Raw genomic sequence first — 18,934 nt, 5'->3', positions numbered from 1 at the left:
GGGCCCGTCTGCCTAGAATGGTCCGCTTCGCCGCCCCAGCCCCCGCCCGAGCCATGTCGTCCGGCTTCATCCGCATCCGCGGCGCCCGCCAGCACAACCTCAAGAACCTGGACCTCGACATCCGCACCGGCGAGATGACGGTGGTCACCGGGCCCAGCGGCTCGGGCAAGTCCAGCCTGGTGTTCGACACGCTGTACGCCGAAGGCCAGCGCCGCTACGTCGAGACCTTCTCGGCCTACGCGCGGCAGTTCCTCGACCGCATGGACCGGCCGGCGGTCGATCGGGTGGACGGCGTGCCGCCGGCCATCGCCATCGACCAGACCAACCCGGTGCGCACCTCGCGCTCGACGGTCGGCACGATGACCGAGCTGAACGACCACCTGAAGCTGCTGTTCGCGCGGGCCGCCGACCTGTTCGACCGCCAGACCGCGCAGCGGGTGCGCCACGACACGCCCGAGACCATCCATGCCGATCTCGCGGCGCGCGCCGCCGCGGCGGGTGACCCGCGGCTGACGCTCACCTTTCCGGTGGAACTGCCCGACAGCGTGACGCCGGCCGAGGTGGAACAGTGGCTGTCGGCCAGCGGTTTCACCCGGGTGCATGCCGAGCGCATCGTCGAGTCGCAGTCGCCAGCGCCGACCGATGCCGCCGCGCCGGCCAAGGGCAAGGCCAAGGCCGCTGCGCCGGCCACGATGAAGCAACTCGATGTCGTGGCCGACCGCCTGCGCATGGGCAACGCCGACAAGGTGCGTGTGGTCGAGGCGATCGAACTGTCCTTGCGCCGCGGCAGCGGGCGCGTCAACGTCTACGCGGCCACCGACCCGGCCGAAGGCGCCGAGCAGGTGCTGTGGCGCTATTCCACCGGCCTGCACTGCCCCGACAGCGACCTGCGCTATGCCGACCCGCAGCCGGCGCTGTTCAGCTTCAACTCGGCCTTCGGCGCCTGCGAGACCTGCCGGGGCTTCGGTCGCGTCATCGGCGTCGACTTCGGCCTGGTCATCCCCGACCACCGCAAGACGCTGCGCAACGGCGTCATCAAGCCGCTGCAGACGCCGGCCTGGAAGGATTGCCAGGACGATCTGCTCAAGTACGCCGGCGAGGCCGGCATCCCGCGCGACACCGCCTGGGCGCAGCTGAGCGAAGCGCAGCGGCACTGGGTGATCGAAGGCTCGCCGCACTGGACCGGCAACTGGAACAAGCAGTGGTACGGCGTGCGCCGCTTCTTCGGCTACCTCGAGACCAAGTCGTACAAGATGCACATCCGCGTGCTCTTGTCCAAGTACCGCAGCTACACGCCCTGCCACGCCTGCGGTGGCGCGCGGCTCAAGACCGAGGCGCTGCTGTGGCGCATCGGCTCCAAGGCCGATGCCGACGGCGCGATGGCGCCCGAACGGCGCATGCTGCCGGTGGGCACTGCCTGGTCGCGCGAGCAACTGGAGGCCTTGCCGGGCCTCAGCCTGCACGACCTGATGCTGCTGCCGATCGACCGGCTGCGGCGCTTCTTCGACGACTTCGCCCGGGGCGCGGGCAGCGCCAGCGGGGCGGCCGAGGCGCGCACCGCGGGGCCTGGCGACGGCGCGGCGCTGCGCGGCGCCAGCCTGCCCAGCGCGATGCTCGACGACGCGCTGCGCCTGCTGCTCGACGAGATCCGCACGCGGCTGCGCTACCTGTGCGAGGTGGGCCTGGGCTACCTCACGCTCGACCGCCAGAGCCGCACGCTCAGCGGCGGCGAGGTGCAGCGCATCAACCTGACCACCGCGCTGGGCACCTCGCTGGTGAACACGCTGTTCGTGCTCGACGAGCCCAGCATCGGCCTGCACCCACGCGACATGAACCGCATCGTCGAGGCCATGCACCGGCTGCGCGATGCTGGCAACACGCTGGTGGTGGTCGAGCACGACCCCGCCGTGATGCTGGCCGCCGACCGCCTGATCGACATGGGCCCCGGCCCCGGCGAGCGCGGCGGGCGAATCGTCTTCGACGGCTCGCCCGACCAGGCCCGCCACGCCGACACGCTGACAGGCGCCTACCTCGGCGCGCGCAAGCGCGTGGGCATCGGCCAGCGCCGCGTCGTCACCGATTCGACGCCGCGGCTGGTGCTCGAAGGTGCGCGCGAGCACAACCTCAAGGACATCGAGGTCGATTTTCCGCTGCAGCGGCTCACCGTGGTCACCGGCGTGTCGGGCTCGGGCAAGAGCACGCTGGTGCAGGACGTGCTGGTGCCGGCGCTGTTGCGCCACTTCGGCAAGCCCACCGAGGGTGCCGGCGCGCACGACCGCGTGCTGGGCATGGACTGGCTGTCCGACGTGGTGTTCGTCGACCAGAGCCCGATCGGCAAGACCGCGCGCAGCAACCCGGTCAGCTACGTCGGCGCCTTCGACGAGATCCGCAAGCTGTTTGCCGACGTGTCGCTGGCGCGCGAGCGCAGCTACGGCGCCGGCATGTTCAGCTTCAACGCCGGCGACGGCCGCTGCCCCACCTGCGGCGGCTCGGGCTTCGAGCACGTGGAGATGCAGTTCCTCTCCGACGTCTACCTGCGCTGCCCCGACTGCGACGGCCGGCGCTTCCGCGCCGAACTGCTGGACGTGAAGCTGGTGCGCGGCGCCTACCAGCTGTCGGTGGCCGACGTGCTGGACCTCACCGTGGCCGAGGCCTGCATCGTGTTCTCGGGCGACCCGGCGGTGACGGCGCGGCTGCAGCCCATCGTCGACGTGGGCCTGGATTACGTTCGCCTGGGCCAGCCGGTGCCCACGCTGTCTGGCGGCGAGGCGCAGCGGCTCAAGCTCGCCGGCTTCCTGGCCGATGCGGCCAGCGGCCCGCGCCAGGCGGTGGCGAGGAAGGGCACGCTGTTCCTGTTCGACGAGCCCACCACCGGCCTGCACTTCGACGACATCGCCAAGCTGATGCGCGCACTTCGCAGGTTGCTCGATGCCGGCCACTCGCTGATCGTCATCGAGCACAACCTCGACGTGATCCGCAGCGCCGACTGGATCGTCGACCTCGGCCCCGAAGGCGGCGAGGCTGGCGGCGAGGTGGTGTGCACCGGCACGCCCGACGACGTGAGGGCCCATGCCACGTCGCACACCGGCAAGGCGCTGCGCGACTACGAGCTGTCGCTGGGCACCGGCGTGCTGCAGGCCGAGGAGGGCCGGCCGCTGCAGGCGCTGGTGAAGGCCCGGCGCGAGGCGGCGCGGGCGGCGGCGGGCGACGACATCCGCATCGTCAATGCCAAGGAGCACAACCTGCGGTCGATGTCGGTGGACATCCCGCGCGGCAAGTTCAGCGTGGTCACCGGCGTGTCGGGCTCGGGCAAGAGCACGCTGGCCTTCGACATCCTGTTCAACGAGGGCCAGCGCCGCTACCTGGAATCGCTCAACGCCTACGCCCGCAGCATCGTGCAGCCGGCCGGACGGCCCGAGGTGGACGCGGTGTACGGCATCCCGCCCACCGTGGCCATCGAGCAGCGACTGTCGCGCGGCGGCCGCAAGAGCACGGTGGCCACCACCACCGAGGTCTGGCACTTCCTGCGCTTGCTGTGGGTGAAGCTGGGGCTGCAGCGCTGCGTGCACGACGGCACCGAGGTGCGGCCGCAGAGCGTGGAGAGCATCGCGGCGCAGGTGCTGCGCGATCACAAGGGCCAGCACATCGGCCTGCTGGCGCCGCTGGTGGTGAACCGCAAGGGCGTCTACACCGACCTGGCCAAATGGGCCAAGGCGCGCGGCCACACCCACCTGCGGGTCGACGGCGAGTTCATCCCGCTCGATCCCTGGCCCCGGCTCGACCGCTTCAAGGAACACACCATCGAGCTGCCGGTGGGCGACCTCACTGTGGCGGCGAAGGACGAGGCCGCGCTGCGCGAACTGCTGGCCAAGGCACTCGACCTGGGCAAGGGCGTGGTGCACCTGCTGGCCCCGCTGGACGGCCTGGCCGGCACGCTGGCCGCCGGTGGCAGCACCGTGCGCATCGGCGCGCTGAAGGTGTTTTCCACCAAGCGCGCCTGCCCGCAATGCGGCACCAGCTACCCCGAGCTGGACCCGCGCATGTTCAGCTACAACAGCAAGCATGGCTGGTGCACCGGCTGCGTCGGCACCGGCCTGACGCTGACGCGAGAGCAGCGCAAGGCCTACGACGACAGCGTGCGCGACGACGACGACAAGGGCCGCGAGCAGAGCTTCCCGTCCGAAGAGCCCGAGGTCGATGGCGTCGGCGGCGAACCCTGCCCCGACTGCGCCGGCACGCGGCTGAACCCGGTGTCGCGCTCGATCAGCTTCGACGGCCATGCCATCACCGCCGTGGCGCAGTGGGCGGTGGCCGACGCGCGGCGCTGGGTGGAGGCGCTGCAGCTCGAAGGCCGCGACGCCGCCATCGCGCGCGACGTGGTCAGCGAGATCCGCAGCCGGCTGCAGTTCCTCGAAGAGGTGGGCCTGGGCTACCTGACGCTCGATCGCGCCGCCCCCACGCTGTCGGGCGGCGAGGCGCAGCGCATCCGGCTGGCCGCTCAGTTGGGCAGCAATCTGCAGGGCGTGTGCTACGTGCTCGACGAGCCCACCATCGGCCTGCACCCGCGCGACAATGGCGTGCTGCTGAAGGCGCTGGGGCGCCTGAGTGAGCAGGGCAACACGCTGGTGGTGGTCGAGCACGACGAGGACACCATCCGCCGCGCCGACCACCTGATCGACATCGGCCCCGGCGCCGGCAAGCGCGGCGGCCGGCTGATCGCGCAGGGCAGCGTGGCCGACCTCTCGGCCGCGGCCGAATCGGTCACCGGCCGCCTGCTGGCCCACCCGCCGAGGCACCCGCTGCAGCCGCGCCGCGCCATCGACGCCGCCACGCCGCGCCTGCTGGTCAGCGGCGCCACGCTGCACAACCTGCGCTCGGTGGACCTGTCGCTGCCGCTGCAGCGCCTGGTGGCGGTGACCGGTGTCTCGGGCTCGGGCAAGAGCACGCTGGCGCGCGACGTGCTGCTGGCCAACGTGCAGTCGGTGGTCTCGATGAAGGCCACCAAGGCCGGCCGCGACGCGCTGGGCTCGGGCCTGCTGCCCACGCTGGTGGGCTGTGGCGGGCTGTCGGGCTTCGAGGCCATCGACCGCGTGCTCGAGGTCGACCAGACGCCGATCGGCAAGACGCCGCGCAGTTGCCCGGCCACCTACATCGGCTTCTGGGACGCCATCCGCAAGCTCTTCACCGAGACGCTCGAGGCCAAGGCCCGCGGCTATGCCGCGTCGCGCTTCTCGTTCAACACCGGCGACGGCCGCTGCCCGGGCTGCGAGGGCCAGGGACTGCGCACCATCGAGATGAGCTTCCTGCCCGACGTGAAGGTCAATTGCGACCAATGCCACGGCATGCGCTTCAACCCCGAGACGCTGGCCGTCAGCTGGCGTGGCCGCCACATCGGCGAGGTGCTGAAGATGGAGGTCGACGAGGCGGTGGAATTCTTCGCCTCGATGCCGGCCATCTCGCACCCGCTGAAGCTGCTGCAGGACGTGGGGCTGGGCTACCTGACGCTGGGCCAGCCGTCGCCGACGCTGTCGGGCGGCGAGGCGCAGCGGCTGAAGCTGGTGACCGAGCTGAGCAAGGTGCGCGACGACGTCACTCGGCGCGGCCAGAAGCCGCCGCACACGCTGTACGTGCTGGACGAGCCCACCGTGGGCCTGCACATGGCCGACGTGGAGCGGCTCATCCGCGTGCTGCACCGCCTGGTCGATGGCGGCCACAGCGTGGTGGTGATCGAGCACGACCTCGACGTCATCGCCGAATCCGACTGGGTGGTCGACCTGGGCCCCGAAGGCGGCAACGCCGGCGGCACCGTGGTGGCGGCGGGTGCGCCCGAATTGCTAGTGGCGCGCGGAACGCACACCGGCCGGGCACTGGGGCCGGTGCTGGCGCGGTGAGCACCACGCGCTGATCGTGGCGCGTTGACCGCGAGGGGTGGAGGGGGCTGACGCGGGCTCGGCAGGCGCGCCGCGCCAGGGTCACATCAGCAGGTGAGACGCCTTCATGCGCAACGCGTCCGCCGGCGCATCGGCGGCGCTGTCGGCATCGGGCTGCAGGCCCAGCAGCGTGATCGCGCGGTCTTGCAGCGTGGCCGCATCGTCGTGGTCGCCGCAGCGGTTGAGCACGTCGCTCACACGCAGCAGCACCTTCACTTCCCAGTGGGCATCGGTGGTCTGCGAGGCCAGCTGCGCGGCTTCGAAGGCCCGGTCGCGCGCGCGCTCTCGTGCGCCGCGGCGGATGTCGGCCTGGGAGCCGCCGCGCGGCGCGTCGGCGGCCTCGTCGTCTTCCAGCATCTCGGCCAGCGTGCAGGCCACCTCGGCCAGCTCGCACAGCACGTCGACGCGGGCATCCTGGCCATGGATCAGCGCCGTCCAGGCCAGCGATTCGTTGAGGTAGGCCTCGGCTGAACCGAAGTCGCGCATCGCCTTCAGGCAGCGCGCCACCTGGGCCGTGGCCTGACTCATGTCATGCGGTTTGCGATACACCTTCGCGAGCTCGAGCACGCGCACCGCCAGTTGCAAGGCCTGGCGGGTCAACGCGCTGGACGACATCGCGTGCGGCGTCGAGGGCTGGGTGATGTCCATGCCCGCATGCTAGGCGTCGGCGCCGCGCTTGGCTCTCCCGTGAGCCGGGGGGCGCGAACGAGGGGCCGTGACCCGCGTCACAGCCCTGCACGCGCGTTTTCCTGAATGGGTGCGGCGCACCCGGCCGGCACAATACCTTCAGTTTGCATCCCTGCAGGAGTTCCTGGCATGTTCGCTCAATTCAAACCTTCGCCCCGCACGCTGGGCCTCCTTGGCGCTGCGTGCCTGTCCGGCGCCGCCGCATCCGCCCAGGTGGTGCTCACCGCGTCGTCCTGGGTGCCGCCCACGCACGCGCTCACCGAGTCGCAGAAGGAGTGGTGCAACCTGCTCGAGCAGAAGACCACCGGCAAGGTCAAGTGCAACCTGCTGCCGCGGGCCGTGGCCGCGCCGCCGGCCACCTTCGACGCCGTGCGCAATGGCCTGGCCGACCTGTCGTTCACGGTGCACGGCTACACGCCGGGCCGCTTCGTCACCACGCAGATGGCCGAGTTCCCGTTCCTGGGTGATGCGTCCGAGCCGGTGTCAGTGGCCTTCCAGCGCCAGTACGCCAAGACGCCGGCCATGGCCGAGGAGCACAAGGGCGTCAAGGTGCTGGCCGTGTTCACGCACGGCCCCGGCATCGTCTTCAACACCAAGCGCCCGGTCACCCGCATCGAAGACCTCCAGGGCATGAAGTGGCGCGTCGGCGGCGGCATGGTCAATGAACTCGGCAAGACGCTGGGCATGAACGTCACGCTCAAGCCCGCCACCGAGAGCTACGAACTGCTGTCCACCGGGGTGATGGACGGCACGCTGTTCCCGGCCGAGTCGGTCGAGAGCTTCAAGATCGACAAGGTGATCCGCCACGCCACCGTGTTCCCGGGCGGGCTGTACAACACCAGCTTCGTCTTCATGATGAACCAGGCCAAGTACGACGCGCTGGCCCCCGACGTGAAGAAGGCCGTCGACGAGCTGTCGGGCGAGTTCGCGGCGCGCCTGTTCGGCAAGACCTGGGACAAGGTCGACCGCCGCGGCCTGGCCTTCATGCAGGCCAATGGCGTCACCCTCACCAAGGCCGACGCGGCCTTCGTCAAGTCGGTCGGCGACAAGGTCGCGCCGATGGTCGACACCTGGGCCAAGGCCGCCGAGGCCAAGGGCATGAAGGATCCGAAGAAGGCGCTGGCCGACTTCCGTGCCGACATCGCCAAGCTGAAGTGATCTCGACGTCGTTCCCGCCGCGCCGGCCCGTCCCTTGAGGCGCCTGCTCGCCACGCTCTGCGGCCTGTTGGCCGCGGTTGCGCTGTTCGCCATCATGGCGCTGACCTTCGTCGACGTCGGCGGGCGCAAGCTGTTGTCGACGTCGGTGCCGGGCTCGCTCGAGCTGACCGAGTTGCTGATGGTCGTCGTCATCTTCGCCGGCCTGCCGCTGGTGTCGCTGCAGGGCGAGCACGTGGTGTTCGATTCACTCGACCGCTGGATCCCGCCCGCCGTGCGGCGCGTGCAGCAGGCCATCGTCGACGGCATCAGCATGCTCGCGCTCCTGGGCATCGCGTGGCTGATGTGGACCAAGGGCAGCCAGATGATCGAGTACGGCGACATCTCCGCGCAGCTGAAGTTGCCGCTCGGCCCCTTCGTCTGGGTGATGAGCGTGCTGTGCGTGGTGACGGCGCTGGTGCACGGCCTGCTGATGCTGCAGCCGGTGGCGCACCACCACGCTGGCGTCGACGAGACCACGCCGTGACCGACGCGCTGCTGGGCTTCATCGCGGTGTTCGTGCTGGCGGTGCTGCGCATCCCGCTGGCCTTCGCGATGGGCATGGTCGGCTTCGTCGGCCTGGGCCTGCTGCGCGGCTGGCCACCCACCATGGCCAACGCGGCACAGGTGGTCTACGACACCGGCTTCGCCTACACGCTGTCGGTGGTGCCGCTGTTCATCCTGATGGGCAACTTCGTCGCGCGGGCCGGCCTGGCGCACGAGCTGTTCCGCGCCGCCTACGCCTTCATCGGCCACCTGCGCGGCGGCCTGGCGCATGCCACGGTGATCGCCTGCGCGGGCTTCGGGGCCATCTGCGGCTCGTCCATCGCCACCGCGGCGACGATGGCCAAGGTGGCCTACCCGCCGATGAAGAAGCTCGGCTATGCCGACTACCTGAGCACCGGCGTCATTGCCGCCGGCGGTACGCTGGGCATCATGATCCCGCCGTCGACCATCATGGTCATCTACGGCATCGTCACCGAAACCAACATCGGCAAGCTGTTCGCCGCCGGCGTGATCCCGGGGGTGATGTGCGCCGGGCTGATGATGCTGGGCGTGGCCTGGATCACCTGGCGCGACCCGAACGCCGGGCCGGCCGGCCAGCGCTCCACCTGGGCCGAGCGCTGGCAGGCGGTGCGTGGCATCTGGGGCGTGGCGCTGCTGGTGATCGTGGTGCTGGGGGGCATCTACGGCGGTGTCTTCACGGCCACCGAGGGGGCCGGCATCGGGGCCTCGGGCGCCTTCTTCTTCGCCCTGGCGCGGCGTGCGCTGACGCTGCGCATCCTCTACGAGGTGCTGGTCGAGAGCGCCCGCACCACCGCGATGCTGTTCACCATCCTGATCGCCGCGATGCTGTTCTCGAGCTTCGTCAACTTCACGACGATGCCGGGCGACCTCAAGGCCTGGATCCTCGAGATGGGCCTGTCGCCGGTGATGGTGGTCGGGGCGATGATGGTCATCTACATCCTGCTCGGCACCATCATGGAAGAGCTGTCGATGGTGCTGCTGACCATCCCGGTGTTCTTCCCGATCGTCACCGGCCTGGGCTTCGACCCGGTGTGGTTCGGCGTGCTGATCGTGCTGGTGGTGCAGATCGGCCTGATCTCGCCGCCGGTGGGCATGAACCTGTTCGTCCTGAATGCCCTGCTGAAGGACGTGCCGCTGTCTCAGATCTTCCGCGGCGTGTGGCTGTTCGTGGCCATGCTCGGGCTGGCCGTGGTGCTGGTGCTCGAGGTGCAGCCGCTGGCCCTGTGGCTGCCGGGCTTCATGAAGTAGCCGGCGCGGCCGCGCGGGCCCGGCGGCGCTGCTGCCAGCGCCACAGCCGCCAGCCCAGCAGCAGGGCCACCACGGCCGCATAGACCGACCATTCGCCGAAGTCGGCCTTGGCCGCGCGCATCCAGAAGAAGTGCAGCAGGCCCAGCAGCGCGATCGCATAGATCAGCCGGTGAAGGCGCTGCCAGCGCTTCGCGCCCATCGCGCGGATGGCGCGGTTGAACGAGGTGGCCGCCAGCGGCGTCATCAGCAGCATGGCCAGCGTGCCGACCAGGATGAACGGGCGCTTGGGGATGTCGCGCGCGATGTCGCCCAGGTCGAACGACATGTCCAGCCACGCATAGCACGTGAAATGGAGGACACCGTAGAAGTAGGTGAACAGGCCCATCATGCGGCGCAGCCGGGCCAGTGCCGACCAGCCGGTCCACTCGCGCAGCGGGGTCACCGCGAGTGTGAGGCACAGGAAACGCAGCACCCAGTCGCCGGTGCCGCGCACCAGGGCCTCGGCCGGGTTGGGACCCAGCGTGTCGGCGATGGCGCCCCACAGCAGGTGCGCGAAAGGCAGCAGCGCCAGCGCGAAGAGCAGCGGCTTGGTGGCCGGGTGCAGCAGCAGCTTGTTCATCAGGTCGTGGGGTGGCGGTCGCCGCCGCGCCGGCCCTGTGCCTTGGCGGGGCAGGCGGCGCGCGGCGGTGGCCGGGCCGTCAGAACTGCTTGGCCAGGTCCATGCCGGCGTACAACTGCCCCACCTGGGGCTCGTAGCCGTTGAACATCAGCGTCGGGCGCTTCTTGGCGAACAGGCCGCCTTCTTCGCCGATGCGGCGCTCGGTGGCCTGGCTCCAGCGCGGGTGGTCGACCTTCGGGTTCACGTTGGAATAGAAGCCGTACTCCGACGACGCGGCCTTCATCCACGCGGTGTTGGGCTGCTTGTCGACGAAGCGGATCTTCACGATCGACTTGCCCGACTTGAAGCCGTACTTCCAGGGCACCACCAGCCGCACGGGCGCGCCGTTCTGGTTGGGCAGCACCTCGCCGTACATGCCGAAGGCCAGCAGCGTCAGCGGGTGCATGGCCTCGTCCAGGCGCAGGCCCTCGACATAGGGCCAGTCGAGCACCGATGAGCGCAGGCCCGGCATCTGGGCCCGGTCGGCCAGGGTCACGAACTCGACGAACTTGGCGTTGCCGGTGGGTTCGACGCGCCGGATCAACTCGGCCATCGACCAGCCCACCCAGGGGATCACCATCGACCAGCCCTCGACGCAGCGCAGGCGGTAGATGCGCTCTTCCATCGGCGCCAGCTTGAGCAGTTCGTCGAGGTCGAAGACCTTGGGCTTCTTCACCTCGCCCTCGACCGCCACGGTCCACGGCCGCGGCTTCAGCGTGTGGGCCGTGCGGGCAGGATCGGACTTGTCGGTGCCGAATTCGTAGTAGTTGTTGTAGGTGGTGGCATCGTTGCGCGAGGTGGGCTTTTCCATCGTCACCGCGCCAGCCACCGCACTCTTGGCGCCGACCAGCGGTGCGCCTTTGGCCTGGGCCAGCGCGTCGCGCGCGGCCCAGCCGGCGAGACCTGCACCCAGTGCGCCCGCGGCCACCTGCTGCAGCCAGCGCCGGCGGCCGTCGTAGGCCGCGCGTGGCGTGATCTCGGACGGTGTCGGGTGGACGAACCCGCGTTCGCTGGGGTGGGACATGGGGACTCCGATGAGAGATGACAGAGCCTCTTTCGCTGGCCCTGCCCCCAGGTTACACAGTCTCGGACAAATGCGGCCTCGGCAGGGTGCTTGACCCCGCCGCGGCCGGGCCGGGCGCCGCCCGGCCCGGCCGGGTCACAGCTCGCCGTACGAGTGCAAACCCGACAGGAACATGTTCACGCCCAGGAAGGCGAAGGTGGTGATCACCAGCCCCGACAGCGCCCACCAGGCCGACGGGGCACCGCGCAGGCCCTTCATCAGGCGCATGTGCAGCCAGGCGGCGTAGTTGAGCCAGACGATCAGGGCCCAGGTTTCCTTCGGGTCCCAGCTCCAGTAGCCGCCCCAGGCTTCGGCGGCCCAGAAGGCGCCCAGGACCGTGGCGATGGTGAAGAAGGCGAAGCCCACCGCGATGGCCTTGTACATCAGGTCGTCCAGCACCTCGGGCCCGGGCAGTCGGGCGGCAATGCGCCGGCGCGAGGCCAGGATGCCGCCGACGATCAGCAGGCTGATGCCGGCGTACACCGCCCAGTAGCTGGCCGAGGTGCTGAGCTTGGCGGTGCGGAAGACGATGGGCTCGAAGCACAGCACCAGGCCGAACAGGCCCAGCGGGGCCAGCTTCCACCAGCGCGTTTCCTCGGCCTGCCGCTGCACCAGGTAGGCGAAGGCCACCATCGCGGCCAGCGCGAACGTGCCGTAGCCGATGAAGTTGGCCGGCACGTGCAGCTTCATCCACCAGCTCTGCAGGGCCGGCACCAGCGGCTGGATCTCCTGCGCACCGCGCTCCACGGTGTACCAGAGCAGGAAGCCGACGGCCGCGCTGACGATCAGCATCGCGAAGGCGCCCAGCGCCCGGGTGCGGTAGTGCTGCTCGTAGAACAGGTAGAACAGCGCGGTGAGCCAGCAGAACAGCACGAACACCTCGTAGAGGTTGCTCACCGGGATGTGGCCGATGTCGGGCCCGATCTGGTGGCTCTCGTACCAGCGCACCATGGTGCCGACCAGGGCCATGAAGACGCCCGACCAGGTGAGCCGCGTGGCCAGGCGCTGCGCGGTGTTGTCGTCCTGGCCGACGAAGAAGCCGATCCAGTACAGCGCCGTGGCCATGAAGAACAGCATGCCCATCCAGAGGATGGCGCTCTGGCTCGACAGGAAGTACTTCAGCAGGAACACCTGGTCGGCGCGCGACAGGTCGGCGCCGAAGGCGTCGCTGACCTGGCTGTACATCGCGATCGCCCCCAGCGTGGCGGCGCCGACCGCCAGCGCCAGCGCCCGCAGCGGGCCCCACAGCCAGCCCAGCAGCACCAGGGCCGGCACGCTGCCGACGAGGATGGCCTTTTCGTAGCCGTCCATCGACGCGTGGTAGCGCTGGAAGGCATAGCCGGCACCGCCGATCACGAGCAGCGCGAACAGCCAGTCGAGCGCGCTGCGGCGGCCCAGGCGGGACATCAGGCCGGGCTGGCCGAGGGTCATCGTCTCGGGGGCGGTGGTGGTGTTCATGCGGGTTCCTTCAACAGTTCGGCCTTCAGCGCCTCGAACTCGGCATCGGCATCGAGCGTGCGCCGCGTGGTGGACAACGCGGCGCGCAGGCGAGTTCCCCCGCCGTCGTCGGCCTGCAGCCAGATCCAGAGGCGCCGCTCGCGGATGTAGAGCATGGCGAACACGCCGATGATCAACAGCACCGCGCCGAGGTACACGAGCTTCTGTCCCGGTGCGCGTGCCAACTGGAAGACACTGGCCTGCACCTGGGTGAAGCCGGAGGGCATCAGCAGCACCGGGGCGGGGTAGAACGCGGCATCCGACAAGGCCAGCACGGCCTGGCGCATGAAGCGCTGCGTGGCCTCGTCGTCGGGCAGCGGCTTCAGGCCGGCCTGCTCGCGCGCCAGGCCGGACAACTCATGCAGGCTGCCATTGACGATGCGCAGCAGCACCTCGGAGATGCGCGCGCGCTCGGCCTCGGGCACGCTGGCCTCGATGAACTGCGCCAGCGCGTTGAGCCCGCCGTGCGGTCCGGGCTCGGCGGCCTGCGCGCCGAACGATTCGCCGGCGAACAGGGCCATCGCCCGGCGGGCCGTCACCAGCAGGGCCTCGGCCATCTCGGGCTTGCCGGGCGGCGTGGCCTGGGCCACGTAGCGCTTGGTGGCCTGGTCGCGCAGCGACGGGTCGTGCAACGCGGCCTTCAGCCGCTGCCAACCCTCGATGCTGCCCTCGGCGTCGACGGGGATGCGCAGGTAGCGGAACGGCTCGCCCGGCGTGTCGCGCACGCCGGCCAGGAACACGCGCTGGCCTTCCATCTCGACCGGCACCATGTAGTTGTTGAACTCACGCGCCTGGCCGCTGGCGTCGCGCAGCTTGTAGCTCATCGACGGACCGATGTTGCGCAGCATCTTGTCGCCGCCGCCCTTGGCCCCCGAGCCCAGGTGCTTTTCGAACGAGCCGACGAGATCGACCTTGCGCACGTCGGTGGCGCCTTCGTCGGCTGCCGTGCCGGCCAGGTTCTCGACGTTGATCACGCGCAGGCCGCTGAACTCGAGCGTCAGCTTTTCCACGCCCTCGGCCCTCGACAGTGGCGTCGATTCGCCCACCGTGCCGGCCATGTCGAAGGGCTTGCCGCGGCCGTCCATCGACCAGGCGCGCATCTCGACGCGCGAGCCGCCGTCGTCGAAGCTGCTCTGGTAGATGGCAATGCCGCGGTGGTGCGCCGGTTCGTTCACCTTCACCGTGGCCGGCACCGCCTGGCCCGTCTCGTGGTCGTGGATGACGATCTCGCTGGCGAACAGCTTGGGCATGCCGGTGTCGTAGTACTCGACGATGAACTTCTTCAGTTCGATGTCGAAGGGCAGGTCCTGCAGCAGCACGCCGTCGGCCATGCTCAGCACCGCAGTGCCGGCGCGCCCGTTCTCGGGCACCAGCAGGTTGCCGCGGAAGGTGGGGTTGCGCGCGGACAGGCGGTGCTGCGCCGGCACGTCCTTGATCAGCCCGGCGCCGCTGTAGGCGCGCTTGTCGAGCAGGGCCATCTGCGCGCGGACGATCAGGTCGCCGTCGAGCAGGCCGCCCAAGCAGATCAGCACGATGGCCGAGTGGGCGCACAGGTAGCCGATCTTGTTGGCCATGCCCTTGCGGGCGGCGACCATGGTGCCGTCCGGGCGCACCTGTGCGCGCGCCTGCCAGCCGCGCTTGGCCAGCAGGCCGGAGACATGCTGCAGGGTGGCGGTCGGCGGCATGGCCAGTTGCCCCTGCGCCTTGTGGTGGAAGGCCGCCAGCGCCTGCTCGCGCAGGTGTTCCTTGTAGCTGCGAAGCTCGTTGAGGATCTTCGGCGTGTTGCGGGCGATGCACAGGCTGGTCGAGGTGACCAGGAAGGCCAGGATCAGCAGGAACCACCAGGCGCTGTAGACCTGGTACAGCCCCACCGTGCCGAACACCTCGGCCCAGAACGGCCCGAACTGGTTGACGTAGTTGGTGTAGGGCTCATGCTGCTTGACGACCGTGCCGATGACCGAGGCGATGCAGATCAGGCTCAGCAGCGCGATCGCGAAACGCATCGACGACAGCAGTTCGACCGCGTCGCGCAGGGCAGGCGACCGCGGCGTGCCGTCGGTGCCGGATGGGGCGGAGGACATGGCGCGGATTATCCCGGCTCGGGGTCTGCAATGAAGAAGGGCCGGTCATCGACCGGCGCTCAATGACAAAGGGCTGGTCATCGACCGGCGCTCAATGACAAAGGGCTGGTCATCCACCGGCGCTCAATGACAAAGGGCCGGTCATCGACCGGCCCTGTGCGGGACGCGTGGCGGGCGAAGCTCAGTTCAGCCCGGCCATGTAATCGGCCACGGCCTTGATTTCCTTGTCGCTCATCCTGGCGGCGATGGAGACCATCTGCGCAGAGTTGCCACGCTGGCCGGCGCGAAAGGACACCAGTTGCGCCTCGGTGTACTCGGCGTGCTGGCCGGCCAGGCGCGGGTACTGGGCAGGGATGCCGGCACCGGTGGGGCTGTGGCAACCGGCGCACGCGGGCACCTGCTTGGCGGCGATGCCGCCGCGGTAGATCTTTTCGCCCAGGGTCACAGTGTCGGCGTTCTTGGCGGCACCCGGCTTGGCCTGCTTGCTGCTGTAGAACGCGGCGACGTTGCGCATGTCCTCGTCGGTGAGCGTTGCGGCCATGCCACTCATGATCGGGTTGGCGCGCTTGCCGGCCTTGAATTCCGTCAGTTGCTTGACGAGGTAGTCGGCGTGTTGACCGGCCAGGATGGGGTTGGCCGGGGTGCCGCGGCTGCCATCAGAGGTGTGGCACGCTGCGCACATCTGGGCTTTCTCCTGGCCCTTGGCCAGGTCTGGCTTGGCTGCCGCAGGGGCGTCGGCGCCAAAGGCGGGGGCGAGGAGTGCGGTGAGCAGTGTCAGGGCAAGCAGCGACTTCATGTCGAGGGACCTTGGGAGGGGGCAAACCGGCGGATTTTACAATGCTCCATGAGTTCCCCTACCAAACCGTTGGACCCGATCGAACGCGAGGCGCTGGCGTGGACCCAGAGCGCGCGTTTCCTGACCACCGCAAGCCGGCTCGACCAGCTGCCACCGCCGGGTCTGCCGGAGGTCGCGTTCGTGGGGCGCAGCAATGCCGGCAAGTCGACCGCGATCAACACGCTGGCGCAGCATCGGCGGCTGGCCTTCGCCTCGAAGACGCCTGGCCGCACGCAGCACATCAACCTCTTCGAACTGGGCCCGGCCGATGCGCCCGACACGCTGTGGGCCGACCTGCCCGGCTACGGCTACGCGGCCGTGGCGCGCGGCGCCAAGCTGCGCTGGCAGCAGGTGATGGCCGACTACCTGGAGCACCGTCACTCGCTGTCGGGCATCGTCATGATGGTCGATTCGCGCCACGGCTTCACGCCGCTGGACCGGCAACTGCTGGCCTTTGTCGCGCCCCGCGTCGGCTCGGGCGAGGTGCGCCTGCTGGTGCTGCTGACCAAGGCCGACAAGCTCAACCGAACCGAGTCGGAGCGCGCCCTGGTCGACGCCCAGACGGTGCTGGCGGAGGTGGCGACCGACGAGTCGGACATCGGCGTGTCGCTGTTCTCTGCGCTGTCGCGAAAGGGCCTGGGCGATGCGGCCTGCATGCTGCGCGCATGGGTCGGCAAGCCGGTCGCGCGGGGGCCGCAGGCCTGAGCTTGACCGAGGCCGCGTCGCTCGGCCTCGGCCCCTGAGCGCATGGTCCCGGCCATCGGCCGGGAGACCGGCTCATTGGTGCACCCTACGGCCTGCGGCCGGTCCCGCCACGCGGGAATGACCCCTCGGCAAGGCCTGCGGGCTCATGGTCGACCGATGAACAGGGCCAGCCCGGCACTGCCCCGCGGGGCATAGGTCACGCCGAGGTACAGCGGCCCGACACCGGTGTCGGCACCGATGAACACGCTCATGCCCGTGCGCAGGTCGTTCAGGCGCATGGCGGCGCGGTCGGCCCAGGCGTTGCCCGCCTCCACCGTGGCGCCGACGAAGAACCCGCGTGTCAGCGCGGGTGTCTGCGACAGGCGCCGGTACCAGGTCAGGCGCAGCAGCAGGGTGTCGTTGCCCGTGAGCTGGCCGGGCTGGTAGCCCGAGAGCTGGTGAAAGCCGCCCAGGCTGTAGCGCTCGATCTCGAGGTTTTGCCGCTGGTCGGCCATCTGCAGCAGGCCATAGATGCTCAGGGTGTGGGCGCCCCAGGTGCGCACGGCCTGGCCCTCGGCCTCGACGCGGCCGAAGCGCCCGCTGAGGTCGCCGCTGCGCCGGCCCACCCAGGCGTCGACTTCGGCGCGGTAGCCACGCTGCGGAAAGCTGGCGAAGTCGAGCTGGTCGACGACCACGCGGGCGCGCAGGGCGTCCTCGATCCAGCGCACACGCTCGGTGATGCCGGTGTAGTCGGTGCCGACCAGCAGCGGCAGTGTGCGCAGTGCCAGGCGGGACCACCCCAGGCGCAACTCGCCGAACTCGCCCCAGGGCTGCCCGAGGTCGACCCCGGTCGTGAGCTGGACGCGCCGGAACAGCGCGCGCTCTTCGCCATCGTCGGCGCCGTAGCGCCACAGGCGCCGCCGTTCCAGGCCGGCGTAGCCGGCGACGAACCAGTCATCTGCGCGCGAGGACGTCCAGGCCAGCGGGTGGTACAGCTCGGTGAAGGCCGTGGGCACCTCGCCGATCTGCACCCGGTTGCGCCACTCGGTGCCGTTGCGGGTGAGCCAGTGGCGGTTGTGGCTGATCTTCAGGTTGAAGGCGCTGCGGCCGCGGAAGTCGGTGCTGAGATCGATGCCGGCGCGCAGGTAGTTGGGCCCCCAGGGCTTGTCCTCGAGGTCGAACACCAGGCCGTCGAGGCCGCCTTCGCGTGCCAGCTGGTAGTCGGCCCGGGTGTAGTCGCCGCCGCTGGCCAGGCGTTTGGCGTCGCGCTCGGCGCGGGCCGCGTCGAACACCTGGCCCGGCTTCGATTCGAGCATGGCCTGCAGCCGCTCGGGGTTGGTGAATGCTGTGCCTTCGATGCGCACGAAGGCCAGGTCGGGCGCGGTCAGCCGCGGCGTGCCGTGACGGGCCCGCCAGGCGGCGTACTCTTCGCCGCCCACGGCCAGTGCGGCCAGGCGGTCGCTGCGCCCGCGGGCACCGGCCACGCCCAGGCCGATGAAGTGCCGCACCTCGGCGAAATCGGCGGCCGTGAGCCCGCCGAGCGTCGGTGCGATGAGCACGTCCCGCGGCCCCAGCAGGGCCAGGCTGCGCTGCACGTTCTGCTCGGTGAGGATGTTGATCATCTGCGCCGTCAGGCCCACCGCCGAGCCCAGCGCGTCGCGCGCGGACAGTGGCGTGCCGATGTTGACGACGATGACCACCTCGGCGCCGAGCGATCGCGCCACCGCCACCGGCGTGTTGTCGACCAGCCCGCCGTCGCCCAGGATGCGACCGTCGAGCTCGGTGGGCGAGAACACCCCCGGCACGCTCATCGACGAGCGCATGGCCATCGCCAGGTCGCCGCGGTCCATCACCACCGCCTGGCCGGTTTCCATGTCGGTGGCCACGGCGCGGAAGGCGATCGGCAGCATGTCGAAGCTGTCCACGTGCCGCACGGGCAGGGTGTAGCGCCGCAGCAGCGACTCGAGCCCGCGGCTGGACACCGCGCCCTGCGGCGTGCGCAGTTCGCCCTGGCGCATGCCGAGCTCGATCAGCGGTGAGATCTCGAAGTCTTCTTCCTTGCGGCGTTGCGACAGTTGCGGGCGCTCGATGCGGTTGGCGAACACCTCTTCCCAGCGGATGGCCAGCAGTTCGCGCTCCAGCGTGTCGGCGCGCATGCCGCTGGCGTACAGGCCGCCGACGATGGCGCCCATCGACGTGCCGGCGATGACGTCGATCGGCACCTGCAGCTCTTCCAGCACCTTGAGCACGCCGACATGGGTCAGCCCGCGTGCGCCGCCGCCCGACAGCACCAGGCCGATGCGCGGTCGCGCCGGTCGGGCGTCCGGGCGCGTGTCCTGGCGGGCGTCATGGGACGGACCCGGGACGGCGTCCGCGGCTGCCGCCGGCGCCATCAGCGTCGGCAACAGGCACAGGCCCCACGCCACCAGGCGCCACGCCTGCCCCACGACCCGTGCGGCGAGCGCTGCGGCACTGGGCAGGGATCGGGTCCGTCGGTGCATGCAGCCATTCTCGCCGGGCCGCGCCCAT

General features: G+C 70.1%; 12 protein-coding genes. 5 read left to right on the top strand and 7 right to left on the bottom strand.

Features of this window, described 5'->3' with window-relative positions:
• Window positions 1-53: 53 nt before the first annotated feature.
• A complete protein-coding gene (gene uvrA, locus EOINJALH_RS22605; RefSeq protein ID WP_088284353.1) occupies window positions 54-5,891 on the top strand; it encodes an excinuclease ABC subunit UvrA in 5,838 nt (1,945 codons plus the stop codon).
• Between the two features lie 81 nt (window positions 5,892-5,972).
• On the opposite strand, the gene EOINJALH_RS22600 is transcribed toward uvrA, so the two are convergent.
• On the bottom strand, window positions 5,973-6,578 hold the full coding sequence (locus EOINJALH_RS22600; protein WP_088284350.1) for a hypothetical protein: 606 nt from the start codon (window positions 6,576-6,578) through the stop codon (window positions 5,973-5,975).
• A 168-nt stretch (window positions 6,579-6,746) separates the two neighbouring features.
• Here EOINJALH_RS22600 and EOINJALH_RS22595 point away from each other — a divergent pair, with 168 nt between their 5' ends.
• Genes EOINJALH_RS22595 through EOINJALH_RS22585 form a run of 3 tightly spaced genes read left to right on the top strand, consistent with a single transcriptional unit; the run spans window position 6,747 to window position 9,587 of the window.
• The gene (locus EOINJALH_RS22595; RefSeq protein ID WP_088284348.1) at window positions 6,747-7,775 is read left to right on the top strand and encodes a TRAP transporter substrate-binding protein; all 1,029 of its coding nucleotides are present in this window, start codon (window positions 6,747-6,749) and stop codon (window positions 7,773-7,775) included.
• A 34-nt stretch (window positions 7,776-7,809) separates the two neighbouring features.
• Window positions 7,810-8,298, top strand: a complete 489-nt coding sequence (locus EOINJALH_RS22590) for a TRAP transporter small permease (protein ID WP_234413991.1) — start codon at window positions 7,810-7,812, stop codon at window positions 8,296-8,298.
• The gene (locus EOINJALH_RS22585; RefSeq protein ID WP_088284346.1) at window positions 8,295-9,587 is read left to right on the top strand and encodes a TRAP transporter large permease; all 1,293 of its coding nucleotides are present in this window, start codon (window positions 8,295-8,297) and stop codon (window positions 9,585-9,587) included. Before EOINJALH_RS22590 ends, EOINJALH_RS22585 begins: the two co-directional genes overlap by 4 nt.
• Here EOINJALH_RS22585 and EOINJALH_RS22580 read toward each other — a convergent pair.
• From EOINJALH_RS22580 to EOINJALH_RS22560, 5 genes are all read right to left on the bottom strand, one after another.
• Entirely contained in the window at window positions 9,577-10,206 is a 630-nt protein-coding gene (locus tag EOINJALH_RS22580; protein ID WP_088284344.1) for a sulfite oxidase heme-binding subunit YedZ, read from the bottom strand. The genes EOINJALH_RS22585 and EOINJALH_RS22580 overlap by 11 nt on opposite strands.
• A gap of 79 nt (window positions 10,207-10,285) precedes the next feature.
• Window positions 10,286-11,269 (bottom strand): protein-methionine-sulfoxide reductase catalytic subunit MsrP, encoded by a 984-nt coding sequence (msrP, locus tag EOINJALH_RS22575; protein ID WP_088284342.1) that lies wholly within the window; start codon window positions 11,267-11,269, stop codon window positions 10,286-10,288.
• Window positions 11,270-11,404: 135 nt separating this feature from the next.
• Window positions 11,405-12,766, bottom strand: a complete 1,362-nt coding sequence (ccsB, locus tag EOINJALH_RS22570; RefSeq protein ID WP_088284340.1) for a c-type cytochrome biogenesis protein CcsB — start codon at window positions 12,764-12,766, stop codon at window positions 11,405-11,407.
• Window positions 12,763-14,886 (bottom strand): cytochrome c biogenesis protein ResB, encoded by a 2,124-nt coding sequence (locus EOINJALH_RS22565; RefSeq protein WP_234413990.1) that lies wholly within the window; start codon window positions 14,884-14,886, stop codon window positions 12,763-12,765. Before EOINJALH_RS22565 ends, ccsB begins: the two co-directional genes overlap by 4 nt.
• Window positions 14,887-15,067: 181 nt before the next feature.
• Window positions 15,068-15,682 carry a cytochrome c gene (locus tag EOINJALH_RS22560; RefSeq protein WP_088284338.1) on the bottom strand — a complete coding sequence of 205 codons (615 nt, stop codon included), beginning with the start codon at window positions 15,680-15,682 and terminating at the stop codon, window positions 15,068-15,070.
• Window positions 15,683-15,730: 48 nt separating this feature from the next.
• On the opposite strand from EOINJALH_RS22560, the gene yihA reads away from it, so the two are divergent.
• Window positions 15,731-16,426: a ribosome biogenesis GTP-binding protein YihA/YsxC gene (gene yihA, locus EOINJALH_RS22555; protein WP_088284336.1), complete on the top strand. Its 696-nt coding sequence runs from the start codon at window positions 15,731-15,733 to the stop codon at window positions 16,424-16,426.
• Between the two features lie 143 nt (window positions 16,427-16,569).
• Here the strand turns inward: yihA and EOINJALH_RS22550 are convergent, their stop codons facing one another.
• A complete protein-coding gene (locus EOINJALH_RS22550) occupies window positions 16,570-18,906 on the bottom strand; it encodes a patatin-like phospholipase family protein (RefSeq protein ID WP_234413989.1) in 2,337 nt (778 codons plus the stop codon).
• Between the last annotated feature and the right edge of the window lie 28 nt (window positions 18,907-18,934).

The sequence above is a fragment of the Ideonella sp. A 288 genome (assembly GCF_002198735.1).
GTDB lineage: Bacteria > Pseudomonadota > Gammaproteobacteria > Burkholderiales > Burkholderiaceae_C > Pseudaquabacterium.
Note: the sequence above shows the minus strand (reverse complement) of the source record. Positions and strands in the feature narration are given on the sequence as shown.